Origin of the sequence: Actinotalea subterranea (assembly GCF_008364845.1) — a bacterium.
Taxonomy (GTDB): Bacteria; Actinomycetota; Actinomycetes; order Actinomycetales; family Cellulomonadaceae; genus Actinotalea; species Actinotalea subterranea.
This window is the reverse complement of the sequence record NZ_VTTP01000004.1, coordinates 229933-254036: the sequence shown is the minus strand read 5'-3', so window position 1 is coordinate 254036 and position 24104 is coordinate 229933. Positions and strand designations below refer to the sequence as shown.

Genomic DNA, 24104 nt, shown 5'->3' with positions numbered 1-24104 from the left:
GTGCGGCGTCGTCGGCCCGTCAGGCCTCGCGACCCTCCGCCTCGTCGCCGGTGCCCCGCGCCACGAGGTAGGTGCTGCCGTCGGGCCGTGTGAGCCTCGTCAGGCCCGCGTCGAGCTCCGTCGCGCGGCGCCGCTGCTCCTCGGTCACGGGCGTCCGGCGGCGGCTGTCGCCGACCTCGGCGGGGCCCGTGAACGGCAGGAGGAACCGCTCGGTGAGCCGCATGCTGCGGGACTTCCGGGGCTCGGCCTGGGTCACCGTCCCAGCGTAGGCGAGGCGGCGCGAGCACCCGTCCGCGCCGCCAAGCGCGCGCCCCGTCGACAGAGCCGTAGGTCCCGGACGCGCAACGTTCAACCGTGGCACCTCGCCCGCGCGCAACGGATCGCGGTTCGACACGCACGGTTGCGATGCGCCGTCCGGGTGCCCACCGGCCTAGCCTCGAACGAAGGCGACGGCGCCTACCCGGCCGGCCGTTCGACCGACCTCCCACGGACACTCGACAGAGCGCAGAGGACCCATGACGACTCGCACCTCGACCCCGCGGCACTACCTCATGTGCAAGCCGACCTTCTTCGAGGTCAGCTATGAGATCAACCCGTGGATGGACGTCACCCGGGAGACGTCGGCCGAGCTCGCGGTCCAGCAGTGGGAGGTGCTCCACCAGACGTTCCTCGACTGGGGGCACACCGTCGAGCTCATCGACCCGATCCCCGGCCTGCCTGACATGGTGTACGCCGCGAACGGCGCGACCGTCGTCGACGGCCTCGTGTACTCCGCGAAGTTCCGCTACCCCGAGCGCGCCGCCGAGGGCCCCGCGTACGAGAAGTGGTTCGCCGACCACGGCTACGTCACGCAGACCGCGGAGGAGGTCAACGAGGGCGAGGGCGACATCCTCATGGTCGGGGACGTCATCCTCGGCGGCTCCGGCTTCCGCACCGACCCCGCGTCGCACGGCGAGCTCGCCCGGCTCACCGGCCGCGAGGTCCTCACGCTCGAGCTCGTGAACCCGCACTACTACCACCTGGACACCGCGCTCACGGTCCTCGACAGCGACCCCGCGCACCCGCTCATCGCGTACTACCCGCCGGCCTTCTCCCCCGCGTCGCTCGCCCTTCTCGAGGAGCGCTACCCCGACGCGATCATCGCGACCGACGCCGATGCCGGCCACCTCGGCCTCAACGCCGTCTCCGACGGCCGCCGCATCGTCGTCGCGCCCGGCGCCCTGCACTTCGCCGAGGCCCTGCGCGCGCGCGGGTTCGAGCCGCACCCCGTGGACACGTCCGAGCTCCTCAAGGGCGGCGGCGGCGCCAAGTGCTGCACCCTCGAGATCCGACGCTGACATGACCACCACCGGGACCGCCGCGCCGCCCCTGACGAGCCACCTCGCGGGCAACTACCACCCGCTGCCCGTGGTCCTCGCGACCGGCGAGGGCTCGTGGGTGACCGACGTCGGCGGCACCCGGTACCTCGACCTGCTCGCGGGCTACTCGGCCCTCAACTTCGGCCACCGCCACCCGGACCTCATCCGGGCCGCGCACGAGCAGCTCGACCGCCTGACCCTCACGTCCCGGGCCTTCGACCACGACCTGCTCGAGGCGTTCGCGAACCGCCTGGCCGCGCTCCTAGACGTCGACCTCGTGCTCCCCATGAACACGGGCGCCGAGGCCGTCGAGACCGCCATCAAGGCGAGCCGCAAGTGGGGCTACGAAGTCAAGGGCGTCCCCGCGGACCAGGCGACCATCGTCGTCGCCGACGGCAACTTCCACGGCCGCACCACGACCGTCGTCTCCTTCTCCACCGACGACGACGCGCGGCGCGGGTTCGGGCCGTTCACGCCCGGCTTCCGCGTGGTCCCCTACGGCGACACGGCCGCGCTGGCCGCCGCGATCGACGCGACGACGGTCGCGGTGCTGCTCGAGCCCATCCAGGGCGAGGGCGGCGTCATCATCCCGCCCGCCGGCTACCTGCCCGCGGCCCGCGCCCTGTGCGACGAGCACGACGCGCTCCTCGTCGTCGACGAGATCCAGTCCGGGCTGGGCCGCACGGGCACGACACTCGCGAGCGACCTCGTCGGCGTGCGCCCCGACCTCGTGACGCTCGGCAAGGCGCTCGGCGGCGGCATCGTGCCCGTCTCCGCCGTCGTCGGGCGCCGCGACGTCCTCGGTGTCCTGACCCCGGGCACGCACGGCTCGACGTTCGGCGGGAACCCGCTCGCGTGCGCCGTGGCGCTGGCCGTCGTGCGGCTGCTCGAGACCGGTGAGCACCAGGCGCGCGCCCGCGAGCTCGGGGCGCACCTCGCCGAGCGGCTCGACGCGCTCGTCGCCGAGGGCCTCCTCGCGTCCGCACGCTCCGTGGGCCTGTGGGCGGGCATCGACGTCGACCCCGTACACGGGACCGGCCGCCAGCTCAGCGAACGCCTCATGGCACGGCGCATCCTCGTCAAGGACACCCACGGGCAGACCGTCCGCCTCGCCCCGCCGCTCACCATCACGCGCGAGGACCTCGACTGGGCGCTCGACGAGCTCACCGACGTGCTGCGGAGCACCGTCACCGGCTGAGCCGGCGCACCGCGCACGGCGGCCCCGAGGGTCGGGCATGCTTGGCCCATGCACGCCGACGCCGAGGTGGTCGAGCCGACCCCGTCCGGTCCGCTCGACCGCATCGACCTCGCGATCCTCGACCAGCTCGCGCACGACGCCCGGTCGAGCTTCGCGCGCATCGGCTCCCAGGTGAACCTCTCCGCGCCCGCGGTCAAGCGACGCGTCGACCGGCTCAAGGCCCGCGGGGTCATCGACGGCTTCACGGTGCGCCTCGACCCCGCGGTGCTCGGCTGGGCGACCGAGGCGTACGTCGAGGTCTACTGCACGGGCTCCACGAGCCCCGCGACCATGCGCCAGGCGTTCGACGCCTACCCCGAGGTCGTCGCCGCCAGCACCGTCACCGGCGAGGCCGACGCCGTGGTCCAGGTGCGCGCGCACGACGTGCGCCACCTCGACGAGGTCGTCGAACGCATCAACGCCGAGCCCTTCGTGGTCCGCACGCGCTCCACTGTCGTCCTCACGCCGCTCGTGCGCCGCCCGGACCTGCCCGCCACACCTCGCTGAGGCCGCCACGCCCCGCTGAGGCCCGCCACGGCCCGCTGAGGGCCCCGCAACGCCCCGCCGAGAGCCAGGCGCCTACCCGGCGACGGACCCGGGCGCCCAGCCCTCGTCGCGCACGGCCGACCGCACGACCATGACCGGGCACGACGCGTGGTGCAGCACGGTCTGGCTCGTCGAGCCGAGCAGCAGGCCCGCGAACCCGCCGCGCCCGCGCGAACCCACGACCACGAGGTCCACGGCCGTCGAGAACTCGGTCAGCAGCGCGGCCCCCGTGCCGTCCAGCACGTGCCGGCGCACGGACACGTCCGGGTGCCCCTCGAGCGCGCGATCGACGACCACGTCCAGGCCCTCCGCGACGTCGCGCAGGACGGTCTCGTGGTCCACGGCCGCCGGGAGCCACGCGAGCAGCCCCGCACCGGTACCGACCGGAACCCCCGCCACGGCGGTGAGCTCCGCGCCCCACGCCTCGGCCTCGCGCAGCGCGACCTCGAGCGCGGCCTCCGCGGCGGGCGAGCCGTCGACACCCACGACGATGCGTCGCACCTGGGAGTGCCCCGTCGCCACGGGCCACATCGCCGGGTCGGTGCCCTCGCCGTTGGCCGCCCGGAACGGCACCACCACGGTCGGGCAGTGCGCGTGCGCGGGCAGCGCCGAGGAGACGGTGCCCAGCAGGCGCTCCGCGAACCCGCCACGGCCCCGCGTGCCGACGACGATCGCCGCCGCACCCCGGGACAGGTCGATGAGCACGGCCGTCGCGTCACCGGTCGCGACGGCGGACGTCACGCGCAGGCCGGTGGGCACGAGCCGCGCCACGGCCTCGTCGAGGACCGCACGCGCGCCGTCGGCGATCGCCGAGTCGTCGAGCGCCGCGTAGCCGCCGTCGAGCGCCGCAGCGGTGAACGACGGCACCGCGTACGAGCACACGAGATGCAGCCCCAGGCCGTGCGCGCGCGCGAAGGCCGCAGCCCAGTCCGCCGCGTGCAGGCTCGCCGGTGAACCGTCCACACCGACCAGGACCACGTCGTCGTGGGTCATCTGTACCTCCCGCCGCGGAGCTCCTCGGACACCCCCAGTGTGCCCCGGATCACCGGCACAGTCCGACGTTCGACGCGCGGGCCGGCCCGCCGAGGGTGCCGCCCGACGCCGCCGACGCTCCCCGGCGTGCCCGCCGGGACCCGTCGGGGTCCCCCAGCAGACGCCCCTTCCGGCACCCGTCGAGGACCGTCAGGCGTGCAGCAGGTACGCCGACCAGGACGGGTGCGGCCGGACCGCCGCCGCCAGGACCGCGGACGTCCCGCGAGGCGCGCCGGGCGTCACCAGGAGCTGCCACCCGATCTCCGACAGCAGCCGGTCCGCCTTGCGGTGGTTGCACCGCGAGCACGCCGCGACCACGTTGGTCCACTCGTGCAGGCCACCGCGGGACCGCGGGTGCACGTGGTCCACGGTGTCCGCGGGCGCCGCGCAGTACGCGCACCGGTACGCGTCCCGCTGCAGCACGGTGCGGCGCGTGGGCGGGACCGTGCGCCGGTACGGCACGTGCACGTACCGCGTCAGGCACAGCACGTTCGGCGCAGGCAGGCTCATGCGCTCGGAGCGCAGCAGGCGGCCGTCCGACTCGAGGACCACGGCCTTGCCGTTCAGGACGAGGCTCACGGCGCGGTGCACGCTCACGACGCACAACGGCTCACGGCTCGCGTTGAGGAGCAGCGCACGGCGCAGGGCCTCGCCCGTGACCGGGGTGCCGGTGGGTCCGGCATCCACGGGGTGACGGGCGCCCTCGGGTGCTGCCACGGCGTGACGTGCGCCGGTGGCGGTCTCACGGGACATCAGCACGGCAGTCTCCCTGACCAGAGCGGTCGGGCCCGGCTGGCTGCCAGGTCCGGCTGGTGGAGCAGCGTTGCCAGAGTACGCGTCGCCTCCGTGCGGCGTCCGCACGCGCGCTGGGACGACGACGGCCCCGGACCGTGTGGTCCGGGGCCGTCGATCATCCGTGGCGTCAGCCGGTGACGCGGATGAAGATCGGGTTGCTCTGCCAGATGTCGCGGAACTGGACCGACTTGCCCGGGCGGGGCGCGTCGATCTGCTGGTTGCCGCCCGCGTAGATGCCCACGTGGCCGGGCGACCAGATCAGGTCACCGGGCTGCGCCTGGTCCCTGGAGACCTCGACGCCCGCGTAGCGCTGGTCGGCCGAGCTGTGCGGCAGCGTGATGCCGAGCTGGGCGTACACGTACGACGTGAAGCCCGAGCAGTCGAACCCGTCGGGCGTCGTGCCGCCGGAGACGTACGGGGTGCCCACGTAGCGGGCCGCGATCTCGAGGACCGCGTTGCCGGCGACGGACTGCGGGACGGCCGACTCGACGGCGGCACGCGTGCTCGTCGTGGACCGGGCCGTGGCGGCCGAGGCGCGGGTGACGACCGGCTCGGGCTCGGGGTTCGCGGTGACCGTGATCGCCGGGGCGTCGAAGCCCCAGGCCGCGTCGACCGGGACCGAGACGACGGGGGACGTCGCCAGTGCGGCACGCGCCTCGGCGGTGAGCGCCGAGACGTCGACCGCGGGGAGGGCGTTCGCGGGGCCCTCGGCGGGCGCTGCGGCTGCGGGAAGGGCCATCGTCATGACGAGGCCACCGGAGGCGGCGACGACGGCGGAGCGGCGGCCGACGGTCGCGAGGCTGCCGGTGGCAGCGAGTGCGAGGTCGTCGAGCGGGGTCACAGGGCGACGCGCTGCACGATGCCGGGCGCGCTGGGGGCTAACGGTCACGCGGTACCTCTCCGAACGCCTGCGAGGTGAGCTGTCGGGTTCGGGTGGGAGATCACCCGGCCTCGATCACACCGTCTCCGGTGCTCACGCGGCTTCACCCCAAGGGCGCCGGACCGTCAGACGGCCAGTGCCCGGATGTGGTTCCCCCGCTCCTGCCAGCGAGTCGTACGGACCTCAGACGGTGGCAGGACTTGGCGATCCGACCGAGGGCTTCTCGGAGGAGGGTTCCGTGAAGCAAGCCGACAGTACCGAGCGTTCGCGTCAATGTCACGTTCAGGTCACGAGCAGGAAGCCGCGAAATCCGCCGGACCGGGTCGAACCGGGCGTTCCGACGCCCCCGGCCGTGACCTGACAGGGCCCAAGGTCCCGTCATGCGCCGCGCGCGGGGGTGCTCAGACGAGCGGGTTGACCACGAAGATGTGCCGCGCGACGTCCTCGGGGAGGTCGAGCACGATGTCCGCACCCGGCGCCCCGACCGTGACGATCCCCTGGCCCCGCTCGACCGTGACCGTCGCCCCGGGCATCACGCCCGCCGAGGACAGGCGCTCGAGCAGGTCGATGTCGGTCTGCAGGGGCTCGCCGAGGCGCGCGACGACGGCGTCCACCACGTCGGGCGCCTCGTCCGAGATCACCGCGGCGCGCGCGTACGCGACGAGCGAGACCACGCCGTCGAGGAAGCCCTCCGCGTCACCGGCCTCACCGAGCTCCGCGAGACCCGGGATCGGGTTGCCGTACGGCGAGTGGTGGGGGTGGTCGAGCAGCTCGACCAGGCGCCGCTCGACGCGGTCGCTCATGACGTGCTCCCACCGGCAGGCCTCGTCGTGCACGAAGGACCACTCGAGGCCGATGACGTCGGTGAGCAGACGCTCCGCGAGGCGGTGCTTGCGCATGACCCGGGTCGCCTTGAGGTGCCCGGCCTCCGTGAGCTCCAGGTGCCGGTCCCCGCTCACGACGACGAGGCCGTCGCGCTCCATCCGGGCGACAGTCTGGGAGACGGTCGGGCCGGAGTGCCCGAGACGCTCCGCGATGCGCGCGCGCAGCGGGACGATCCCCTCCTCCGCGAGCTCGTAGATGGTCCGGAGGTACATCTCGGTGGTGTCGATCAGGTCGCTCACGCGTGGCGCTCCTCGTCCGTGGGGCCGTCTGGCCCAAGGTTACGTGGCGCACGGCCCGGCAGGGTCCGATGATCACCCGGCCGAAGTCCGGACGACCCCCGGGCGGGCACCCGCCGGGTCCTAGAGTGGCGTCGTGACCGACCCGAACGCGATCGAGCTGCCCGCCCACCTGCTCCCCGCGGACGGCCGGTTCGGTTCCGGGCCCTCGAAGGTCAGGCCGGCCCAGGTCGAGGCCCTCGCCGCCGTCGGGCGGACCCTGCTCGGCACGTCCCACCGCCAGGCGCCCGTGCGCGGCGTCGTGCACCGGGTGCGCACCGGCCTCGCGGAGCTGTTCTCGCTCCCCGACGGCTACGAGGTCGCGCTCGGCAACGGCGGCTCCACGGCGTTCTGGGACCTCGCGACGTTCAGCCTCGTCGCCGACCGCGCCCAGCTGTGCACCTTCGGGGAGTTCGGCTCGACGTTCGCGCGCGCCGTGGAGCGCGCCCCCTTCCTCGCCGCGCCGAGCGTGCGCCAGGCCGACGCCGGGAGCCTCGCGCTCCCCCTCGCCGAGGCGGGCGTCGACACGTACGCGTGGCCGCACAACGAGACCTCGACCGGCGTCGCCGCCCCCGTCGAACGACCCGAGGGCGCCGACGCCGACGCGATCGTCCTCGTCGACGCGACGTCCGGCGCGGGCGGGCTGCCCGTGGACGTCTCCCAGACCGACGTCTACTACTTCGCCCCGCAGAAGTCGTTCGCGTCCGACGGAGGCCTGTGGCTCGCGCTCGCCTCGCCCGCGGCGATCGAGCGCGCCGAGCGGATCGACGCCGACGGGCGGTGGATCCCGAACTTCCTGTCCTTCACCACGGCGCTGACGAGCTCGCGGCTCGACCAGACCCTCAACACCCCCGCGATCGCGACCCTCGTGCTGCTCGCCGAGCAGATCGACTGGCTGCTCGACCACGGCGGCCTGCCCTGGGCGACGGCCCGCACCGCCGAATCCTCGGCGCACCTGTACGCGTGGGCCGAGGCGCGGCCGTGGGCCTCGCCGTTCGTCGCCGACCCGGCCGCCCGCAGCGCCGTCGTCGGCACCATCGACCTCGACGCCTCGGTGGACGCGCCCACGGTCTGCCAGGTGCTGCGCCGCCACGGCGTCGTCGACATCGAGCCCTACCGCAAGCTCGGGCGCAACCAGGTGCGGGTCGCGATGTTCCCAGCGGTCGACCCCGCCGACGTGCAGGCGCTCACCGCCTGCATCGACCACGTCGTCGAGCAGCTCCCGTGACCGCCGGGGCGTCGCGCTTCGTCCGCGACCGCCTGACGGTGACGCTCTACACGCCCTTCATCACCTGGGGCTGGTTCCTGTACTGCTTCTCCCCCGCCGTGCCGCTCATCGCGGACGAGCAGGGCATCTCGCGCGGCCTCGCGGGCCTGCACGGCACGACCATGGCCGCGGGGACCATCGCGACGGGCCTCTTCAGCTCCCGGGTCGCCGAGCGGTTCGGCCGCAAGACGCAGGCCCTCGCCGGCGGCGTCGTGCTCGTCGTCGGGATCCTCATGCTCGTGAGCGGGACCACGCTCGCCGCCACGCTCCTCGCGTGCTTCGTGACGTCCGTCGGGGGCAACCTCACGATCTCGGCCGCCCAGCCCGCGCTCGTCGTGCACCAGCACGCCGCGGGCGCCGCCGCCGTCACCGAGGCCAACGCGATGGGTGCGGCCATCGGCCTGCTCGCCCCGCTCGCGCTCGGTGCCTGCGTGGGCCTCGGGTGGGGGTGGCGGCCCGCCGTGGCGTTCGTCGTGGTCCTGGCCGTCGCGGCCGCGCTCGCGCTCGTGCCGATCCGGGGCGAGGTCGCGCTCGACCGCGGTGAGCGGCGCCTCGTGGGCCCCGTGGCGGCGGGCGCCGTGGGAACCGTGATCGACCTGTCCGACGACGACGCGCCCGCGGAGGCCGTGGCCGGCCCCGCTGCCGGGCCGGCGCCGGCGACGACCGAGGGGTTCGGGCGCACGTTCTGGATGTTCTGGGTCGCCATGCTCTGCGGTGTCGCGATCGAGTTCTCGACGACCTTCTGGGCCTCCGACCTGCTGATCGCCCGCACCGACGCCCCGGCGTCCGTAGCGACCGCGTCGGTGTCCGCGCTCGTGGGCGGGATGGCCGTGTCACGGTTCATCGTCGGGCCGCTGTCGGTGCGCAAGGCGCCCGAGAAGCTGCTGCTGGTCGGCTTCACGGCCGCGGGCCTCGGCTGGCTCGTGTTCTGGCTCGCGACGTCGCCCGTGGTCGCGGTGGCGGGCCTCGTGCTCGCGGGCCTCGGCTACGGCACCCACTACCCGCTCACGGTCGCGCTGGCGCTCCGGGCGTCGGGCGGTCGACCCGACCGCGCCCAGGCGCGCGCATCGCTCGGCACAGGAGGCGCCGTCGCGGTGGCGCCGTTCCTGCTCGGCGCGCTCGCCGACTCCTTCGGGGCGCACCAGGCCTTCGTGCTCGTCCCGGTCCTCATCGTCATCGGCGGGACGGCCGTCCTCTTCGGGATGCGCTCCGTGCGACGCGACGGCCGGCTCGCACGCGCCGCGCTCTGAGCACGACGCACGCCGAGCACGCCTGACGCACCCGAACAGCCCCGGCTCGCCTCGCTCGCCCTGCTCACGTTCGCCTCGCGCCCCGTCGCTCACTGCGCTCAGCCCGCGGAACCCCGCTCGACCAGCCCAGCCGGCTCTCTTCCGGGGCCGCCCCTGCTCACCCCAGCGAGTCCGCCGGCGCTCGACGCGGACAAGCGCGAGACCACCCGACGGTTCGGTCGGGTGGTCTCGCGCTCGAGGGGTCGGACGGGCCGTTCGGTCTAGTGCTCGTGCGCCGTGCGACGGGTGCGTGCCACGACGAGCGCGAGCCCGCCGAGGACGACCAGGCCGCCCGCGCCGAGGAGCAGCGGCGTGACGGTGGCACCCGTCGCGCTCAGCACTGCCGCACCGGCCGCTGCGTTCGCCGGACCGCACGCGACGGTGGCCGGCGGGTAGGTCACGACGGTGGTGGCCGTCGGGTTCACCGTGAACTCCACGCGGACGGTGGGCCGGGTCCAGCTGAACTCGTCACCCTCGACCCACGTGCCGCTCGCGTCCTTGGTCCAGCCGGGCCAGTCCGTGGTGCGGCCGTTCGCGTCGACGACCGTCCCCGGCCAGCGGACCTCGCCGGTCAGCGGCTGGTCGGCCATCACGATGTCGTCGCCGTTCGGGTTGACCCAGCGGATCGTCACCGACGAGGCCGTGGTGCCCCGCACCACGCCGCTGTAGGCCAGGACGGGTACGTCGCCGTCCTCGCAGACAGGCGTGACCTCGACCCGCAGGTCGCAGATGCCGCTCGGGGTGTACCCGGCCTCAAGCTCCTGGCAGGGCGTCAGCGCGTCGTCCGGCGCGGCCGTCGCACTGCTCGAGATGCCGACGACCCCCCCGACCAGCAGCGCCGCACCGACAAGGGCTCGTAGTGCTCGCTTCATGTCCGTCTCCCTCTCGCGCGCCGACGTCATGGCGGCCCTCACGGCCACCCACGCAGGCGGGACTCCTCGCGTCCATCATGTCACGAGATGTCCGTTTTGAGAGGGTTAACGGGGGTTGGGGACAACTTTCACCCGGTCGGCGGCGGCGCCTACGAGCAGCTCGCGGCGGGCACCGCCCCCGGGCCTGCGAGCGTCGGCGTGGACCACACGGCGAGCCCCTCCTGGTCCGTCGGGAGGGTCACGTCCACCTCGTAGCGCTCGGCACCGCCGGGGTCGAGCCGTGAGGTGACGACGACGACGTCGCGCCCCGCCTCCTGCCCGCGCCACGCCCCGACGACGGCGGTCCCGTCGTGCACCTCACGCACCTCGCCCAGCGCGCCGCCCACGGGCGCGTAGACGGTCACGTTGGTCTGCAGCGCCCCGCTCGGCGGTCCTTCGGATCCGTTCCACGTCATGTACGACGGAACGGTCGACGGGTCGGCAGGCACCTGGGACGTCAGGTCGATCGACAGCACGGCCGTGGCCGGCGCACCGTCCGCCGGGCATGTCACCGAGAGGACCTCCACGCCCGTGCCGAGGAAGTAGTCGAGCTTGGTGCCCGTGCCGTCGTCGAGGAACACCCCCGCGCGGTCGTCCGCGGCACCGCTGAGGAACGCGCCGCCCACCGTGGTCCCACCGATGAGCCCCTGCTCGTCCGGGTGCGCCGACCAGACGGCGACGCGCCGCTCGGAGGCCGCCTGCACGAGCGCCGGCACGAGGGCCCGTGCGTCGCCCTGGCCGGAGGAGATCGCGTCGAAGACGGAGGCCGCCGCACCCGCGAAGAACGCGTCGGCGTCGCGGCTCTCGGGGAACCGCTCGTACGCGTCGTACAGGAGGGTGCGCACCGCACCCTGCTCGTCGAGGACGGTCCCGTCGGGGGACTCGACCGGCCCCGTCGCCCCCAGCACGTACGACAGGGTCACGGGGTCCGTCGCGAGCACGCCGTCGACCGGCTCGCCGCCCGTGCGCGCCCACAGCTCGACCGCGAGCTCCGCGGTGCGCGGGAAGTCCGGCGTCATCGTGACGTTCTGCATCAGGCGCCCGAGCTGCCGGGTGTGCACGGCCTCCTCGTCCGCCGTCAGCGGCAGCACCGCGGACTCGAACTGGGGCAGGTCGCCCGCCGCGACCTGACGGTTCAGGGACATCGAGCCGCCGTCGGCCGTGAGGAGCGCGACCGAGGCGACGATGCCGCCGGTGCTGCGCAGCTCGGCCGGGTTGAGCACCAGCAGCAGGTACGTGCGCGCACCCTCGGCCCCGAGCATGGGGGGCACGAGGGTTGCCGCGGTGCTCGCGACCTCGAGGGTCGACGTCGCACCCCGCAGCGACGTGCGGGCCTCCTCGACGGCGTCGGCGAGCGGCTCGACGAGGCCCGCCGTGTCGATCGCGTCCACGAGCCCCTGGGCCCGCGTCGCCGCCTCGGACGCCTGCTGGAGCTGCGGCGCGGCGGCGGCGAGCGGCGCGAGGTCGACCGTGCCGTCGACGGGCGCGAGCGACTCGGGGTCGATGCTGCCGGCGACCTCCGCGAGCACGGGCACGACGTCCGTCGCGAGCAGGTCGACCGCGGCCACGACGTCGGTCACGGCGCCGAGCTGGGCGCCCACCCACGGCAGGTGGGACGCCGCGCGCCACACCGGGTCCCCGGTGGCCGCCGTCGCTCGCGCGGACTGCTCCTGGAGCGGGCCGAGCGCCGTCGTCGCCTGCTCGACGTCGCCCGCGGCCAGGTCGTCCTGGAGGGACACGACGGCGGGCCGGATCTGCTCGAGGGCGTCGACGACCTGCAGCCCCCGCCACGCGAGCCAGCCGGCGAGCGCGAGGACCACGACGACGACCGCGAGCACGACGAGCAGGACGCGCCGCCGCGTGCGCCGCCGCGGCCTGGCCGCACGCCGACCGGTGGCGCCGCCGGTGGGCTCGCCCGTGGGGTTGCCGGGGGTGGCGCCCCGCATGGGGCCGTCCGTGGACGCGTCAGCAGTCGCGGCTCCGACGGGCGCCGCCTCCTGCGCGGCTGCGTGCGCCCGGTCCGGGTCCCCGTCCCGGTCCGGGGCAGGCTCGGCGGGAGACGGTGGGGTGGACACCCCTTGATCGTCGCATAACGGACATGCCGACCCGTGCGCCGCCGGGCACCCACCGGGCCACGGGCGGGTGAAGTCAGGCCGTCGTCGCCCGGTCCGTGGCGTCCTGCGCGCCGAGCGCACGGGCGGCGTCGGCGCGCGCCTCCTCGAGCTGGCGCTCCCGGTCGCGGTAGCGGACCTGGAGGTGCGGCCTGGCACCGAACCGGTACCTGACCTCGAGGTTCCAGTTCCGCACGGCCCACACGGCCGCGGCGCCGGCGACGAGGAGCGCGGCGATGGAGCCGACGCCGATCGACCAGCGCGCACCGAACGTCTCAGCCACCCAGCCGACGAACGGCGATCCCACGGGCGTCGCGCCGAGGAACACCACCATGTAGAGGGACATGACGCGCCCGCGCATGGTCGGGCTCGTGGACATCTGGATCGTCGAGTTCGCCGCGGTGAGCATCGTCAGGGAGGAGAAGCCCACCGGGATGCACGCGAGCATGTACGTCTCGTACGTCGGCATGAGCGCGAGCACCGCCGTGGAGACGCCGAAGGCCAGGGCCGAGCCGATGACCAGGCGCACCCGCGGTCTCTCCCGGCGCGCCGCGAGCAGGGCACCCGTGAGCGAGCCGATGGCCAGGACGGAGCCGAGCAGGCCGTACTCCTGGGCGCCGCGGCCGAACTCCGTGCGGGCCATCATCGCGCTCGTGAGCTGGAAGTTGAGCCCGAACGTGCTGACGACGCCGACGACGGCCATGACGACGAGGATGTCCGTGCGGCGGCGCACGTAGGCGATGCCTTCCCTGATCTGCCCCTTGCCACGGGGGCTGTGCGGCACGGTCTGGAGCAGGTCCTTGCGCATCCGGGTGAGCGCCAGGATCGTCGACGCGAAGGTGACCGCGTTGATGACGAAGACCCAGCCGATGCCGACCCACGCGATCGCGAGGCCGGCGATCCCCGGGCCCACCAGACGCGCCGCGTTGAACGAGGCGCTGTTGAGGCCGACCGCGTTGGAGAGCCGCTCGGGCGGGACCATGTCGGCCACGAAGGTCTGACGTGCGGGTCCGTCGATCGCCGAGACGCAGCCCAGCAGGCCCGCGAACACGTACACGTGCCACAGCTGGGCGTGGCCGCTGAGCACGAGCAGGCCGAGCGCGCCCGCGAGCACGCCCTGCGCGACCTGGGTCGCGATGAGGAGCTTGCGGCGGTCGAGGCGGTCGGCGAGCAGACCCGCCCACGCGGACAGGAACAGGACGGGGCCGAATTGCAGCGCGGTGACGACGCCGACGGCGACGCCCGAGTCCTCGGTCAGGACGGTCAGGACGAGCCAGTCCTGCGCGACGCGCTGCATCCAGGTGCCGATGTTGGCGACGAGCGCGCCCGCGAACCACAGGCGGTAGTTGACGTAGCGGAGGGAGGCGAACGTGGGGCTCACGAGGAGGTGAGCCTCCCCAGGATGACCGAGGCCTGCGCGAGGACCTCACGCTCGGCCGGCTCGAGGGTGGCCAGGCGCTTGGCGAGCCACTCATTGCGGCGCCGACGCGTCTCCCGGACCTCGGCCTGCCCTGCGTCGGTGATCGACACGACGACCTGGCGGCGGTCCGTCGGGTGCTCGTCGCGGCGCACGAGCCCGGCCTCGGCGAGCGCGTTGACGATGCGCGTCATGGGCGGCGGCTGGACGTGCTGGTCGTCGGCGAGCGCGGTCGGCGTCATGGGCCCGCGGTTGGAGAGGGCGGCGAGCGCGGAGTACTGGCCGTCCGTGATGCGCTCCGAGCTGCGCTCCATGCGCAGGCGGCGGACGGCACGGGTGAGCGAGACGCGCAGGTCACCCGCGAGAGCGGCGGGGCGGCAGGCCGCGGCCGACACCGCGGGCGGGCCCGCCGTCGCCGTGGAGGACGCAGGAGCGGGAGGCATGTACCAATCTTAGGTCATTACCTCGGGTAAGGATACGTGCGACGGTGTGACCTCCGTCGCGCGACGAACCGCGCACATCGGCCCACACCGGACGTACGGCACGCGCGGCAGGCCCGCGCGCCGGCTGCGCGCCACTCGGACCGGCCCGAGCACGCCGGTCGCGCACCGCGCGTGCACCTCAGCACGCGGCGGGCTTCGGCGTCAGGGGCGACCGAGCGCGCGGTACACCCAGCCGGCCGCACGCCACTGCGCGGGGTCGAGGACGTTGCGGCCGTCGACGATGCGCTTCCCCGCGACGACTGCGCCGAACTCCACGGGGTCGAGCTCGCGGTACTGCTTCCACTCCGTTGCGAGCACCACGACGTCCGCGTCCTTGGCCGCCTCGTACGCGGTCGCGGCGTACGTGAGGTCCGGCCACACGCGCTCCGCGTTCTCGAGGGCCTGCGGGTCCGTGACGACGACCGTCGCGCCCTGCAGACCCATCTGCGCGGCGACGCTCAGGGCGGGCGAGTCACGGATGTCGTCGCTGTCGGGCTTGAACGCGGCACCGAGCACCGCGACCCGCCGGCCGACGATCGACCCCTGGCAGACCTCGCGGGCCAGGTCGACCATCCGTACGCGGCGGCGCATGTTGATCGAGTCGACCTCGCGCAGGAACGACAGCGCCTGGTCCACACCCAGCTCGCCCGCACGGGCCATGAACGCCCGGATGTCCTTGGGCAGGCACCCGCCCCCGAACCCGAGCCCCGCGTTCAGGAAGCGGCGGCCGATGCGCTCGTCGTGCCCGATCGCGTCGGCGAGCTGGGTGACGTCGGCGCCCGTCGCCTCGCACAGCTCGGCCATCGCGTTGATGAAGGAGATCTTGGTCGCGAGGAACGAGTTCGCCGCGACCTTGACGAGCTGAGCCGTCGCGTAGTCGGTCACGACCTGCGGGGTCCCGTCAGCCAGCGGCGTCGCGTACACCTCGTCGAGCAGCGCGCGCGCCCGCTCCCCCGCCGGACCCGGCGGCAGGCCGTAGACGATCCGGTCCGGGTGCAGCGTGTCCTGGACCGCGAAGCCCTCGCGCAGGAACTCGGGGTTCCACACCACCGTCGCCTCGGGCTGGACGGCCGCCACCTGCTCGGCGATCACCTCGGCAGTGCCCACGGGCACCGTCGACTTGCCGACGACGACGTCGCCGGGCGCGAGGTGCGGCAGCAGCGCCTGGACGGCGGCCTCGACGTAGCGCAGGTCCGCCGCGTGCTCACCACGCTTCTGCGGCGTGCCGACGCACACGAAGTGCACGCGCGCGCCCGCGACCTCGGCCGGGTCGCTCGTGAACCGCAGCCGGCCCGTCGCCATCGACTCCTGGAGCAGCTCGGGGAGCCCCGGCTCGAAGAACGGCGCCTCCGCGCGCGTCAGCCGGGCGATCTTGGCCTCGTCGACGTCGAGACCGACGACGTCGTGGCCCAGCTGCGCCATGCACGCCGCGTGCACCGCACCCAGGTACCCACAGCCGATGACAGAGATGCGCACGTCAGCCTCCTCAGGTCGCGCCCGAATCGTCCCATACCGGACACCCGTGAACGGCTCCGGGAGCCCAGGTTCACCCGGTCGCCACGGGTCGGCCTGCGCATGACGACGGCCCCGGCAGCACGTGCTGCCGGGGCCGTCGCGGGAGGTCAGAGGCCGATGAGGGCCTTGATCGGGCCGAGCGTGAAGTACGCGACGAACAGCAGCGCCGCGACCCACATGAGCGGGTGGACGGCCTTGACCTTGCCGACCGCGACCTTGATGACGACGAACGCGATGAAGCCCGCGCCCATGCCCGCGGTGATCGAGTACGTGAACGGCATGAGCACGATGGTCAGGAACGCGGGGATCGCGACCTCGTAGTTCTTCCAGTCGATGCCCGAGACCTGCATGACCATGAGGAACCCGACGACGACGAGGGCCGGCGTCGCCGCCTCGAACGGCACCATGTCGACGACCGGTGACAGGAAGGTCGCGAGCAGGAACGCGATGCCCGTGACCACCGAGGCGAGACCCGTGCGCGCGCCGTCGCCGACGCCCGCCGCGGACTCGATGTAGCTCGTGTTGGAGGAGACGCTCGCCGCGCCACCGGCCGCCGCGGCCACCGAGTCGACGATGAGGATCTGCTTGGACTTCGGCGGGTTGCCGCCCTCGTCGAGCAGCCCGGCCTCGCCGCCGACGGCGACCATGGTGCCCATCGTGTCGAAGAAGTCCGCCAGCATGATCGAGAACACGAGCAGCAGGACCGCGACGATGCCGACCTTCTCGATCGAGCCGAACAGCGAGAACTGACCGAGCAGGCCGAAGTCGGGCGTCGCGATGAGCCCGTCCTCGGGGATCGCGGGGGTGTTGAGCTCCCAGCCGGTGGGGTTGACCGGGTTGCCCGCCTCGTCGAACGACTGCGGACCCACCTTGGCGACAGCCTCGATGATCACCGCGAGCACGGTCGAGGTGAGGATCGCGATGAGGATGGCGCCGCGCACCTTGCGGACCATGAGGATGATCGCGAGCAGGAGGCCTACGACGAAGACGAGGATGGGCCAGCCGGAGAGCGAGCCGCCGAGCCCGAGCTCGACGGGCGTCGCCTGGCTCCCCGGGATCCGGATGAAGCCGGCGTCGAACAGGCCGATGAACGCGATGAAGAGGCCGATGCCGACGCTGATGGCCGTCTTGATCTCGATCGGCACGGCGCGGAACACGGCCGCCCGGAACCCCGTGAGGACGAGCACCAGGATGATCAGGCCCTCGAGCACGACGATGCCCATCGCGTCGGCCCACGTCATGTCCTCGAGAGACGCGATCGAGTACGCGACGACGGCGTTCAGGCCCAGGCCCGCCGCGAGCGCGAGGGGGAAGTTCGCGATGACGCCCATGAGGATCGACAGCACGCCGGCGACGAGCGCCGTCGTCGCGGCGACCATCGCGATGTTCGGCGCGTCCCCGCCGCCGAGGAACTGCCCCGTACCGTCGGGCACCGTCCCGATGATCAGCGGGTTGAGGACGATGATGTAGCTCATCGTGAAGAAGGTCACCAGACCACCGCGGACCTCGGTCCCGATGGTCGAGCCGCGCTCGGTGATCTTGAAGAAGCGGTCGAGGCCACCCACCGGGCGGGTCGACGGAGGGGTGGAGGTCTGCGTCATGGCGCCAAGAGTGGCAGAGATTTGTTACAGCCGCGTGCAGGTTCATGCATGAGCGCGCGGACCCGGACCGTGCTCCTGCGGGTGCTCCTCGTCGCCTACCTCCTCGTCGTCCTGCGCCTGACGCTGTGGCCCCGGCTCGGGGACGAGCCCGCGTTCGACTGGCTCGACTCCGTGCTCGCGTGGGCGCACGCCCACGGCCTGCCGCAGGCGATCGGAGTACCCGTCGTCGAGGCCGTCGCCAACGTTGCGATGTTCGTGCCTTTCGGGCTGCTCGTCCCTCCCGTGACCGGCGTCCGCCTGCGGGTCGCCGTGCTGCTGGGCGCCGGCTCCTCGGCCCTCATCGAGCTCTCGCAGCTCGCGTTCCTCCCCGAACGCGTCCCGACGCTCCAGGACGTCGCCATGAACACGCTCGGCGCCGCGACAGGTGTCGCGCTGCTCGCGCTCCTCGCACGGCGGACGGCTGCACGCACGGCATGCACGGCGGACGCGGGTGGACAGGACGCCGCAGGCGACACCGTGAGCCGGACGGGGGGCGCCGTGAAGCCCGACGAGGCCGCCCGCGCCGCTCGATAGGCTGGCCACGTGAGCACCGCGCCGCAGGACCGACCGGACGCTCGGCCCGCGCGTCGGACGAGGCTCGCGTCGCTCGCCGAGCCCAGCTCGCTCACGCCCGTCGAGATCGACCTGCGGATCGTCTTCTGGATCGGCATCGGCGCGTGGTTCGTCGCCCTCGGCGTCGCGGCCGTCCTCGCGCTCCAGGGCGAGGTCACGGGCCGCAGCGTCGCGACGTGCGCGACGGGTGCCGGGCTCGGCTTCCTCGCCCTGCTCTGGGAGCACCGCCGCCGTCGTCGTCGCTGACCGGCTTCCCCAGAGGCCACCACCGCACCCCCTGCGTCAGCCGTCCGCTGCCGTCGGCGGCGCACCCTGCTCACCCGGCGCACCCTGCTCACCCGGCGCACCAGGCCCCCGCGTCGCGTGCGCCGAGAACCGCGGGGCCCAGCGCGCCAGCCCTGCGGCGCTCGCGACGCTCACGCCCGCCATCGCCCAGATGCCCGCGGCGAGCGAGCCGAGCGCCGCACCGCCCGCCACGAGGAGCGGACCCGCCGCACCGCCCGCGTCCTGGCACAGGCGCCAGATGCCGAGGAACTGCGCGCGCACGGCCGGTGGCGCGACGTCGGCGCCGATCGTCATGAGGATGCCCGAGCCCATGCCGTTGCCCAGGCCGATGAGCATCGCGGCCCAGGCGATCGTCGTCACCGAGGAGCTCAGGGGCAGCAGCGCGAACCCCACGGCGAGCACGAGCATCGACGGGATCGCGGTCCACAGCCGCCCGCGCAGGTCCATGAGCCGGCCCGCCGGGTAGAAGAGCAGCATGTCGACGGCGCCCGACAGCCCGAAGACGAGGCTGGTCGTCGCCGGCGAGAGGCCCAGGTGCTCGGCCCACAGCGGCAGCACCGTCTGGCGGCTGCCCCGGACCGCGCCGACCATGAGCACCGCGAGCCCGAGGGTCGCGAACACGTGGCGGTGCTCGCGCAGCACCTGCCAGGCCGGCACACGCGGGCCCGTCCGGGCCGTGTGGTCGCCGTCGGGCACGAGCGCGACCACGAGCGCCGCGACGAGCGACGTGGCGACGGCGAGCCACCACGCCGCACGCAGGCCGTACAGGTGCATGAGTCCCGCGCCGAGGAACGGGCCCAGGAACGTGCCGATGCGCTGGAGCCCGGCGAGCGTCGACAGGGCGCGGGCGCGCTCGAGGACGGGCGTCGTCTCCGCGAGGTAGGAGTGGCGCGCGAGCATGAACACGGCGTTGATGGCCCCGAGGACGAGCAGGCAGGTCGCCAACGCCCACAGCTCCGTCGAGAGCGCCGCACCCGCGAGCACCACGACCGAGGCGATCGCGGCGACGAGCATCGCCCGCCGGTCACCCAGGCGCGCGGCCACCGCGCCCGCGGGCACGTCTCCGACGATCTGCCCGACGGCGAGCAGCGACACGACCAGCCCGGCCTCCGCGAGCGAGGCACCGAGCCGCGTCGCGCTCAGGGCGATGACCGGCAGGATCGCGCCGATCCCGACCTCGAACACCATGACGGGGAGGTAGACCCCGAGCAGGAGGCGGCGGCGCCTCACGCGACGGGCCCGACCGTTCGCCCCGGGCCGTGGCCGGGTGCGTCCCCGGCGCGGTCGCCCGGGGTGGCGTCCTGAGCGTCGCCCACGCTGCGTGCGTCATCACCGGCCGCGTCGAGCAGCGCGGCGTCACGCGCCCCCGGGTCCGTCAGCAGCGCGCCGATCAGGTGGCGGTGCGACCAGCCGGCCACGTGGGCGAGGCCGCGTGCGAGGCCCGCGGTGGTCGCCGCGTGGACCTCACCGGACGCGTCGACCCACCACTCGACCTCCTGGCCGTCGACCCGCAGGTCCTCGTGCTCGACCCAGCGCTCCGGCACACCGGGCACGGCGGCGCGCACGACGGCGGGGGTCGTGACCACGCGCGCGTCGTCGGCCCCGTGGTCCACCGACGGCCCGGACGTCCGCTCGCTCGCGAGCTCGAGGTCGAACGCGTCGGCCACGCCCGCCTCGGCACCGTCCGGGACGACGACGACGGGCCCGACCGACGCGAGCTGCGCCCACATCGGCGACCCCACCGCGACGTCCTCGGCCGCGACCATCGTCGGCGCGCCGTCGACGATGGCGGGCAGCCGGTCCACGTCGAGCTCCAGGCCCTCGTCGGCGACCCGCACCAGCCCGCGCCACACCTGCGTCGCGGTCACCGCGTCGACGGGCCGACCGACCGGCGGGAGGACGTCGAGCACGGCCGGCCAGTCCGCCGCCGGCAGCGCGTCGACCGACGTCACGCCGCCGAGCGCGCGCAGCACCGCGTCGTCGAGGCCCGCGAGGACGGCGGGCGGTGGCCCGAGCAGCGCGACCACGCCGACCTGAGCGTCCGCGCGGGCGGCCCGGCCGGACCCGTGGGCGGGCCGCTCGGAGGTGTCGGGGCCTGGGCGGGACCCGTCGGTGGCGCGCTCGGACGCCTCGGCGAGGAACGGTCGGCCGAGGCCGAGACCCGAACGCTCGCGCAGCCACCACGCCGTGTACGACGGCAGGCCACCGGGTGCGCGCCGCGCGTCGGGCGGACGCACCCGCTGGAGCAGCGCGCGTCGCGCGTCGCCCGAGGCGAGTGCGACCAGCACGTCCACCCACCGCTCGGGCCGCACCGCGTCGAGGTCGGCGACGGCCAGGAGCTCCAGCTCGGTGACGTCCTCGACGCCCGCGTCCTCGAGCAGCGCGACGTACCCGTCCCAGCCGGGGAGCGCCTCGGTCAGCAGCTCGTCGTCCTCCTCGAGGCGCTCGCCCGGACCCGTGGCCTCCGGCCCGGCGCCCGCGCCCGGGTGCGCGCCGGTCCGCGCCGACGCCGCAGGGGCACCGAGGCGCACCACGGTGAGGCCGCTGCGGACGCCGACGACATCGAGCGCGGGACCCCAGCGTTCGACGAGGTCCGCGGCGACCTCCGGCAGAACGTCGGGGTCGAACCAGTGCGCCGCGTCCGACCCCGGCCGCACGAGCCCGCGCGCCGGTGCCATGTCGCCGTCGTCGGCGCGCAGCAGCAGCTCGCCCCACCAGGGCGCCGGGTCGAGGTGGACGCCGGCGTCGAGCGCCGCACCCACGAGCCCGAGCACGACCTCGGCCACGGGCTCGTCGCCCGGCAGCTCGTCGTCCGGCTCGTCGGGGTCGGCGTCGAGGACCTGCTGCCGCACGACCGGGTGCCGCAGGAGCCCTGCGACGCCGGCGCGCGTCGCGCCGAGACGCTCGAGGACCGGGTGCGCCGCGCCCGGGTCCACGATGCGCAGCCCCCAGGCCGCGAGGGTCCGCAGGACGTCAGCCGGGACGTCCGCGTCGACGAGGACGAGCCCGCGCGCGCCCCGCACCGTGCGCCCGTCGACGAGCGGCACGGGCAGGGTCGCGAGCTGCTCGAGGGTCGCGGCGTCGGCGTGCGCGAACGCCTCGTAGAGCACGCGCTGGCGGGCGGGTTCCAGGGTCGGCAGGCCGTGCACGACGTCGGCGAGGTCCGTGCGGGCGATGCGCAGGACACCGACCAGCGTGCGGTGCCGGGGGTCGAGGTCCACGAGGTTCGGCACCCAGGCCCCGACGGCCTCGACGACGGCGCGGTCGTCGGCGCCGGGACCGTCCAGCACGAGGGCGTCTCGCGCGGCGAACGCGGGGCCGCCGTCCACGGGCAGGAGCACGGGGGCGGTGCGGCTCGCCTCGACCACGACCTCCCGCAGGGCCGCGTCGAGCGCGCCCGCGGGCAGGCCCGTGGGGACGAGGTCGAGCGGGTCGGGTGCGGGGTCCTCGCCGGCGTCGCGGCACGCCTCGAGCAGGTCCACCCAGACCCGGCCGGCGTGCCCGACGAGTGCGTCGGTCAGGCCACCCGGGGCGACGTGGCGTCGCGCGGGGTCGAGCGGGAACGTCGCGACGAGCAGCGCGGGCACGGTGCACGGCTCGTCCGTGGGCGTCGGGGCGTGCACGACCGCCGGCCACGGTGCCGTCGTCGCACGTGCGAGCTCCCCGCCCGTCGGGCGCGGGACGGCCCAGGTCACCTGCCAGGCGCGGCGGTCACGCTCCTCGACCGGGCGGTCCGCCAGGAGCGAGGTGTCGAGCAGGCCGGAGCGCGTCGCGACGACCCAGCGGCGGCGGACGTCGGCGACCACGCGGAGGTCGCCGTCCGCGTCGGCCTCGACCGTGTCGAGGCCCGGGAGGGCGAGGAGGAGCGGGTCGCCCACGGCCGCGAGCTGGTCACGGACGGCGCGCACCGCGGACGCGTCGCGCAGCTCCAGGACGACGGCGGTGTCCCACACGCCCTCGAGCACGTCGCCGCCGACGCCCTCGTGGGGTCCTGCGAACGGGAGGCGCAGGGCCGGCAGCGAGCCGCCGCGCCGCGCGACCTCGGCCGCGAGGGCCGGGGCGGCGGATCGCAGCGCCTCGGCCGTGCGGGCGACCGAGAAGTGCACGGCCGTGTGGGCCGGCGGTGCCGTTGGGGATCCGTCGGCGCGGGTGACGACGGTGACCTCGTCGGCGACGGCGCGGACGGCGGCGAACCCCACGCCGAACCGACCAACTGTGCCGGTGTCCACCGCGGGCACGGTGCCCATGGCGCCTGCGCCCCCAGCGCCCCCAGCGCCCGCAGTGCCCGCAGTGCCCGCAGTGCCCCGCGTGATCGTCGCGTCGGCGTCGCGCTTGGCGGAGGCGCGCAGGGACGCGAGCGACGCGACGCCGTCGGCGTCCAGGGGAGCGCCGGTGTTGAGCGCGACGAGCGTGCCGCGTCCGTCAGGCGTGGTGCGCAGGCGCAGGAGGAGCCGCCCGGGGACGCCGCGGCGTGCGGCGGCGTCCCGCGCGTTCTGGGCGAGCTCGACGACCACACGGTCGCGGTAGTACCCGCGGGCGTGGTCCTCCTCGGCGTTCGCGTCCTCCCGGAAGCGTGCGGGGCTCGCGGACCAGGCGTCCAGGACGGCGGAGCGCAGGCGCGCCGTGCCGAACGGGTCCGCGGTCACTCCTCGTCGGTGACCGGCTCCGGCTGGACCGGCTCGTCCGTACCCACCGCGTCCGTCGGCACCTCGGCCTCAGGGACCGGCAGGGCTGCGACCGTGGGCTCGGCGTCGACCGGGGTCCCGGCCTCCAGTGCGTCGGGCTCGGCGTCGACCGGGGTCCCGGCCTCGGGCACCTCCGGCTCAGCGGCGGCGGCGGTCTGGGCCTCGTCGTCGAGCAGCTTGACGATCTCGAGGTCCATCTCGTCGACGATCGGCGCGGGGTCGGGCCAGTCGCTCGGCCCGGCGGCGACGTCCGTCTGGGAGTGGGCGCCGCAGCCGTGGTCCATGCTCACGACCCGGCCGTCGTCGGGCGACCACTCGTTGGCGCACACGCCGAACTCGGTGCGGAGCGAGCCCGCCATCAGCACGAGGAACGCGCACGTGGAGCACGGGGCGCTCGCGGCGACGGCCGTGGGGGCCATCGGGCCGTGGGAGCCCGCGTACCAGCGGCGCGCGGCCTCGGAGCGGCCCCACGGCGACAGCACGCGCTCGCGGCCGAGGCCCAGCTCGAACAGCGCGAGCTCGTCGGAGTCCGCCTCGCCCGTGGCCTCGTAGCCCTGCTCGAGGCGGTCGTCGTCGGCCAGGTAGGGCAGCACGTCGCCGGGGCCCAGGTCGCCCGGGCGCAGCCGCTCCGACCACGGGACCCACGGCGGGGCCAGGATCGCGTCGTCGCCCGGCAGGAGGTCGATCTCGCAGATGGTCGCCGTGCGGGCCCGCGGCGCGCGCGCGACGGTCACGGCCCAGTGCCAGCCGCGGTAGCCCGGCGCCGTCGTCGCGAACCGGTGCGACACGAGCCGCTCGCCCTCGACGACGAGGCCGAGGTACTCGCCCACGAGCTCGGGGCGCTCGGCGACCTGCTCGGCCGCGGCGCGCGCGGCGTCGACGGCCGAGGCCAGCACGGCGTCCTTCGTCACGGTGGCCATC

21 protein-coding genes and 1 riboswitch are annotated in these 24104 nt (G+C 74.7%); of the genes, 7 read left to right on the top strand and 14 right to left on the bottom strand.

The features are described from left to right. Window positions 1–19: 19 nt before the first annotated feature. Entirely contained in the window at window positions 20–256 is a 237-nt protein-coding gene (locus FZ988_RS09845) for a hypothetical protein (RefSeq protein WP_149203836.1), read from the bottom strand. A 259-nt stretch (window positions 257–515) separates the two neighbouring features. Between FZ988_RS09845 and ddaH the strand changes: the two genes are divergently transcribed. From ddaH to FZ988_RS09830, 3 genes are read left to right on the top strand one after another with little or no spacing between them, the layout of a single operon-like run. Then, window positions 516–1337 (top strand): dimethylargininase, encoded by an 822-nt coding sequence (ddaH, locus tag FZ988_RS09840; protein ID WP_149203835.1) that lies wholly within the window; start codon window positions 516–518, stop codon window positions 1335–1337. A gap of 1 nt (window position 1338) precedes the next feature. Further along, complete coding sequence (rocD, locus tag FZ988_RS09835) at window positions 1339–2556, top strand: ornithine--oxo-acid transaminase (RefSeq protein ID WP_149203834.1); 1218 nt, start codon at window positions 1339–1341, stop codon at window positions 2554–2556. A gap of 48 nt (window positions 2557–2604) precedes the next feature. Next, the gene (locus tag FZ988_RS09830) at window positions 2605–3102 is read left to right on the top strand and encodes an Lrp/AsnC family transcriptional regulator (RefSeq protein ID WP_149203833.1); all 498 of its coding nucleotides are present in this window, start codon (window positions 2605–2607) and stop codon (window positions 3100–3102) included. Between the two features lie 72 nt (window positions 3103–3174). Here the strand turns inward: FZ988_RS09830 and FZ988_RS09825 are convergent, their stop codons facing one another. The 4 genes from FZ988_RS09825 to FZ988_RS09810 form a co-directional block, all read right to left on the bottom strand. Further along, window positions 3175–4134, bottom strand: coding sequence for a universal stress protein (locus FZ988_RS09825; RefSeq protein WP_149203832.1), 960 nt, complete (start codon window positions 4132–4134; stop codon window positions 3175–3177). 189 nt (window positions 4135–4323) lie between these two features. Further along, window positions 4324–4926, bottom strand: a complete 603-nt coding sequence (locus FZ988_RS09820; RefSeq protein ID WP_223145085.1) for an HNH endonuclease — start codon at window positions 4924–4926, stop codon at window positions 4324–4326. 169 nt (window positions 4927–5095) lie between these two features. After that, the gene (locus tag FZ988_RS09815; protein WP_149203831.1) at window positions 5096–5857 is read right to left on the bottom strand and encodes a C40 family peptidase; all 762 of its coding nucleotides are present in this window, start codon (window positions 5855–5857) and stop codon (window positions 5096–5098) included. Between the two features lie 2 nt (window positions 5858–5859). Further along, a riboswitch (cyclic di-AMP (ydaO/yuaA leader) is annotated at window positions 5860–6028 on the bottom strand. Window positions 6029–6249: 221 nt separating this feature from the next. Next, window positions 6250–6972: an iron-dependent transcriptional repressor DtxR gene (locus tag FZ988_RS09810; RefSeq protein ID WP_149203830.1), complete on the bottom strand. Its 723-nt coding sequence runs from the start codon at window positions 6970–6972 to the stop codon at window positions 6250–6252. Window positions 6973–7105: 133 nt separating this feature from the next. Between FZ988_RS09810 and serC the strand changes: the two genes are divergently transcribed. Both serC and FZ988_RS09800 read left to right on the top strand, forming a co-directional pair. Then, entirely contained in the window at window positions 7106–8236 is a 1131-nt protein-coding gene (serC, locus tag FZ988_RS09805) for a phosphoserine transaminase (protein ID WP_246169384.1), read from the top strand. Next, the gene (locus tag FZ988_RS09800) at window positions 8233–9525 is read left to right on the top strand and encodes an MFS transporter (protein ID WP_188079053.1); all 1293 of its coding nucleotides are present in this window, start codon (window positions 8233–8235) and stop codon (window positions 9523–9525) included. Before serC ends, FZ988_RS09800 begins: the two co-directional genes overlap by 4 nt. A gap of 260 nt (window positions 9526–9785) precedes the next feature. On the opposite strand, the gene FZ988_RS09795 is transcribed toward FZ988_RS09800, so the two are convergent. From FZ988_RS09795 to FZ988_RS09770, 6 genes are all read right to left on the bottom strand, one after another. Continuing rightward, entirely contained in the window at window positions 9786–10436 is a 651-nt protein-coding gene (locus FZ988_RS09795; protein ID WP_149203828.1) for a peptidase, read from the bottom strand. A 149-nt stretch (window positions 10437–10585) separates the two neighbouring features. Then, complete coding sequence (locus FZ988_RS09790) at window positions 10586–12550, bottom strand: DUF4012 domain-containing protein (RefSeq protein ID WP_149203827.1); 1965 nt, start codon at window positions 12548–12550, stop codon at window positions 10586–10588. Between the two features lie 73 nt (window positions 12551–12623). Beyond that, window positions 12624–13967 (bottom strand): MFS transporter, encoded by a 1344-nt coding sequence (locus tag FZ988_RS09785; RefSeq protein ID WP_149203826.1) that lies wholly within the window; start codon window positions 13965–13967, stop codon window positions 12624–12626. Next, on the bottom strand, window positions 13964–14446 hold the full coding sequence (locus FZ988_RS09780) for a MarR family winged helix-turn-helix transcriptional regulator (protein ID WP_149203825.1): 483 nt from the start codon (window positions 14444–14446) through the stop codon (window positions 13964–13966). The genes FZ988_RS09785 and FZ988_RS09780 overlap by 4 nt, the downstream gene beginning before the upstream one ends. A 201-nt stretch (window positions 14447–14647) precedes the next feature. Next, window positions 14648–15961, bottom strand: coding sequence for a UDP-glucose dehydrogenase family protein (locus FZ988_RS09775; protein WP_149203824.1), 1314 nt, complete (start codon window positions 15959–15961; stop codon window positions 14648–14650). A 146-nt stretch (window positions 15962–16107) separates the two neighbouring features. Then, the gene (locus FZ988_RS09770) at window positions 16108–17601 is read right to left on the bottom strand and encodes an NCS2 family permease (protein ID WP_149203823.1); all 1494 of its coding nucleotides are present in this window, start codon (window positions 17599–17601) and stop codon (window positions 16108–16110) included. Between the two features lie 48 nt (window positions 17602–17649). Between FZ988_RS09770 and FZ988_RS09765 the strand changes: the two genes are divergently transcribed. Both FZ988_RS09765 and FZ988_RS09760 read left to right on the top strand, forming a co-directional pair. After that, complete coding sequence (locus FZ988_RS09765; protein ID WP_149203822.1) at window positions 17650–18174, top strand: VanZ family protein; 525 nt, start codon at window positions 17650–17652, stop codon at window positions 18172–18174. Window positions 18175–18183: 9 nt separating this feature from the next. Then, on the top strand, window positions 18184–18459 hold the full coding sequence (locus FZ988_RS09760; RefSeq protein ID WP_246169382.1) for a hypothetical protein: 276 nt from the start codon (window positions 18184–18186) through the stop codon (window positions 18457–18459). A 36-nt stretch (window positions 18460–18495) separates the two neighbouring features. Here FZ988_RS09760 and FZ988_RS09755 read toward each other — a convergent pair whose 3' ends face one another. From FZ988_RS09755 to FZ988_RS09745, 3 genes are read right to left on the bottom strand one after another with little or no spacing between them, the layout of a single operon-like run. Further along, window positions 18496–19728 carry an MFS transporter gene (locus tag FZ988_RS09755; protein WP_246169381.1) on the bottom strand — a complete coding sequence of 411 codons (1233 nt, stop codon included), beginning with the start codon at window positions 19726–19728 and terminating at the stop codon, window positions 18496–18498. Further along, the gene (locus FZ988_RS09750) at window positions 19725–23144 is read right to left on the bottom strand and encodes an HSP90 family protein (RefSeq protein ID WP_149203821.1); all 3420 of its coding nucleotides are present in this window, start codon (window positions 23142–23144) and stop codon (window positions 19725–19727) included. Before FZ988_RS09750 ends, FZ988_RS09755 begins: the two co-directional genes overlap by 4 nt. Further along, window positions 23141–24103, bottom strand: a complete 963-nt coding sequence (locus FZ988_RS09745) for a DUF3027 domain-containing protein (protein ID WP_149203820.1) — start codon at window positions 24101–24103, stop codon at window positions 23141–23143. Before FZ988_RS09745 ends, FZ988_RS09750 begins: the two co-directional genes overlap by 4 nt. Window position 24104 lies beyond the last annotated feature (1 nt).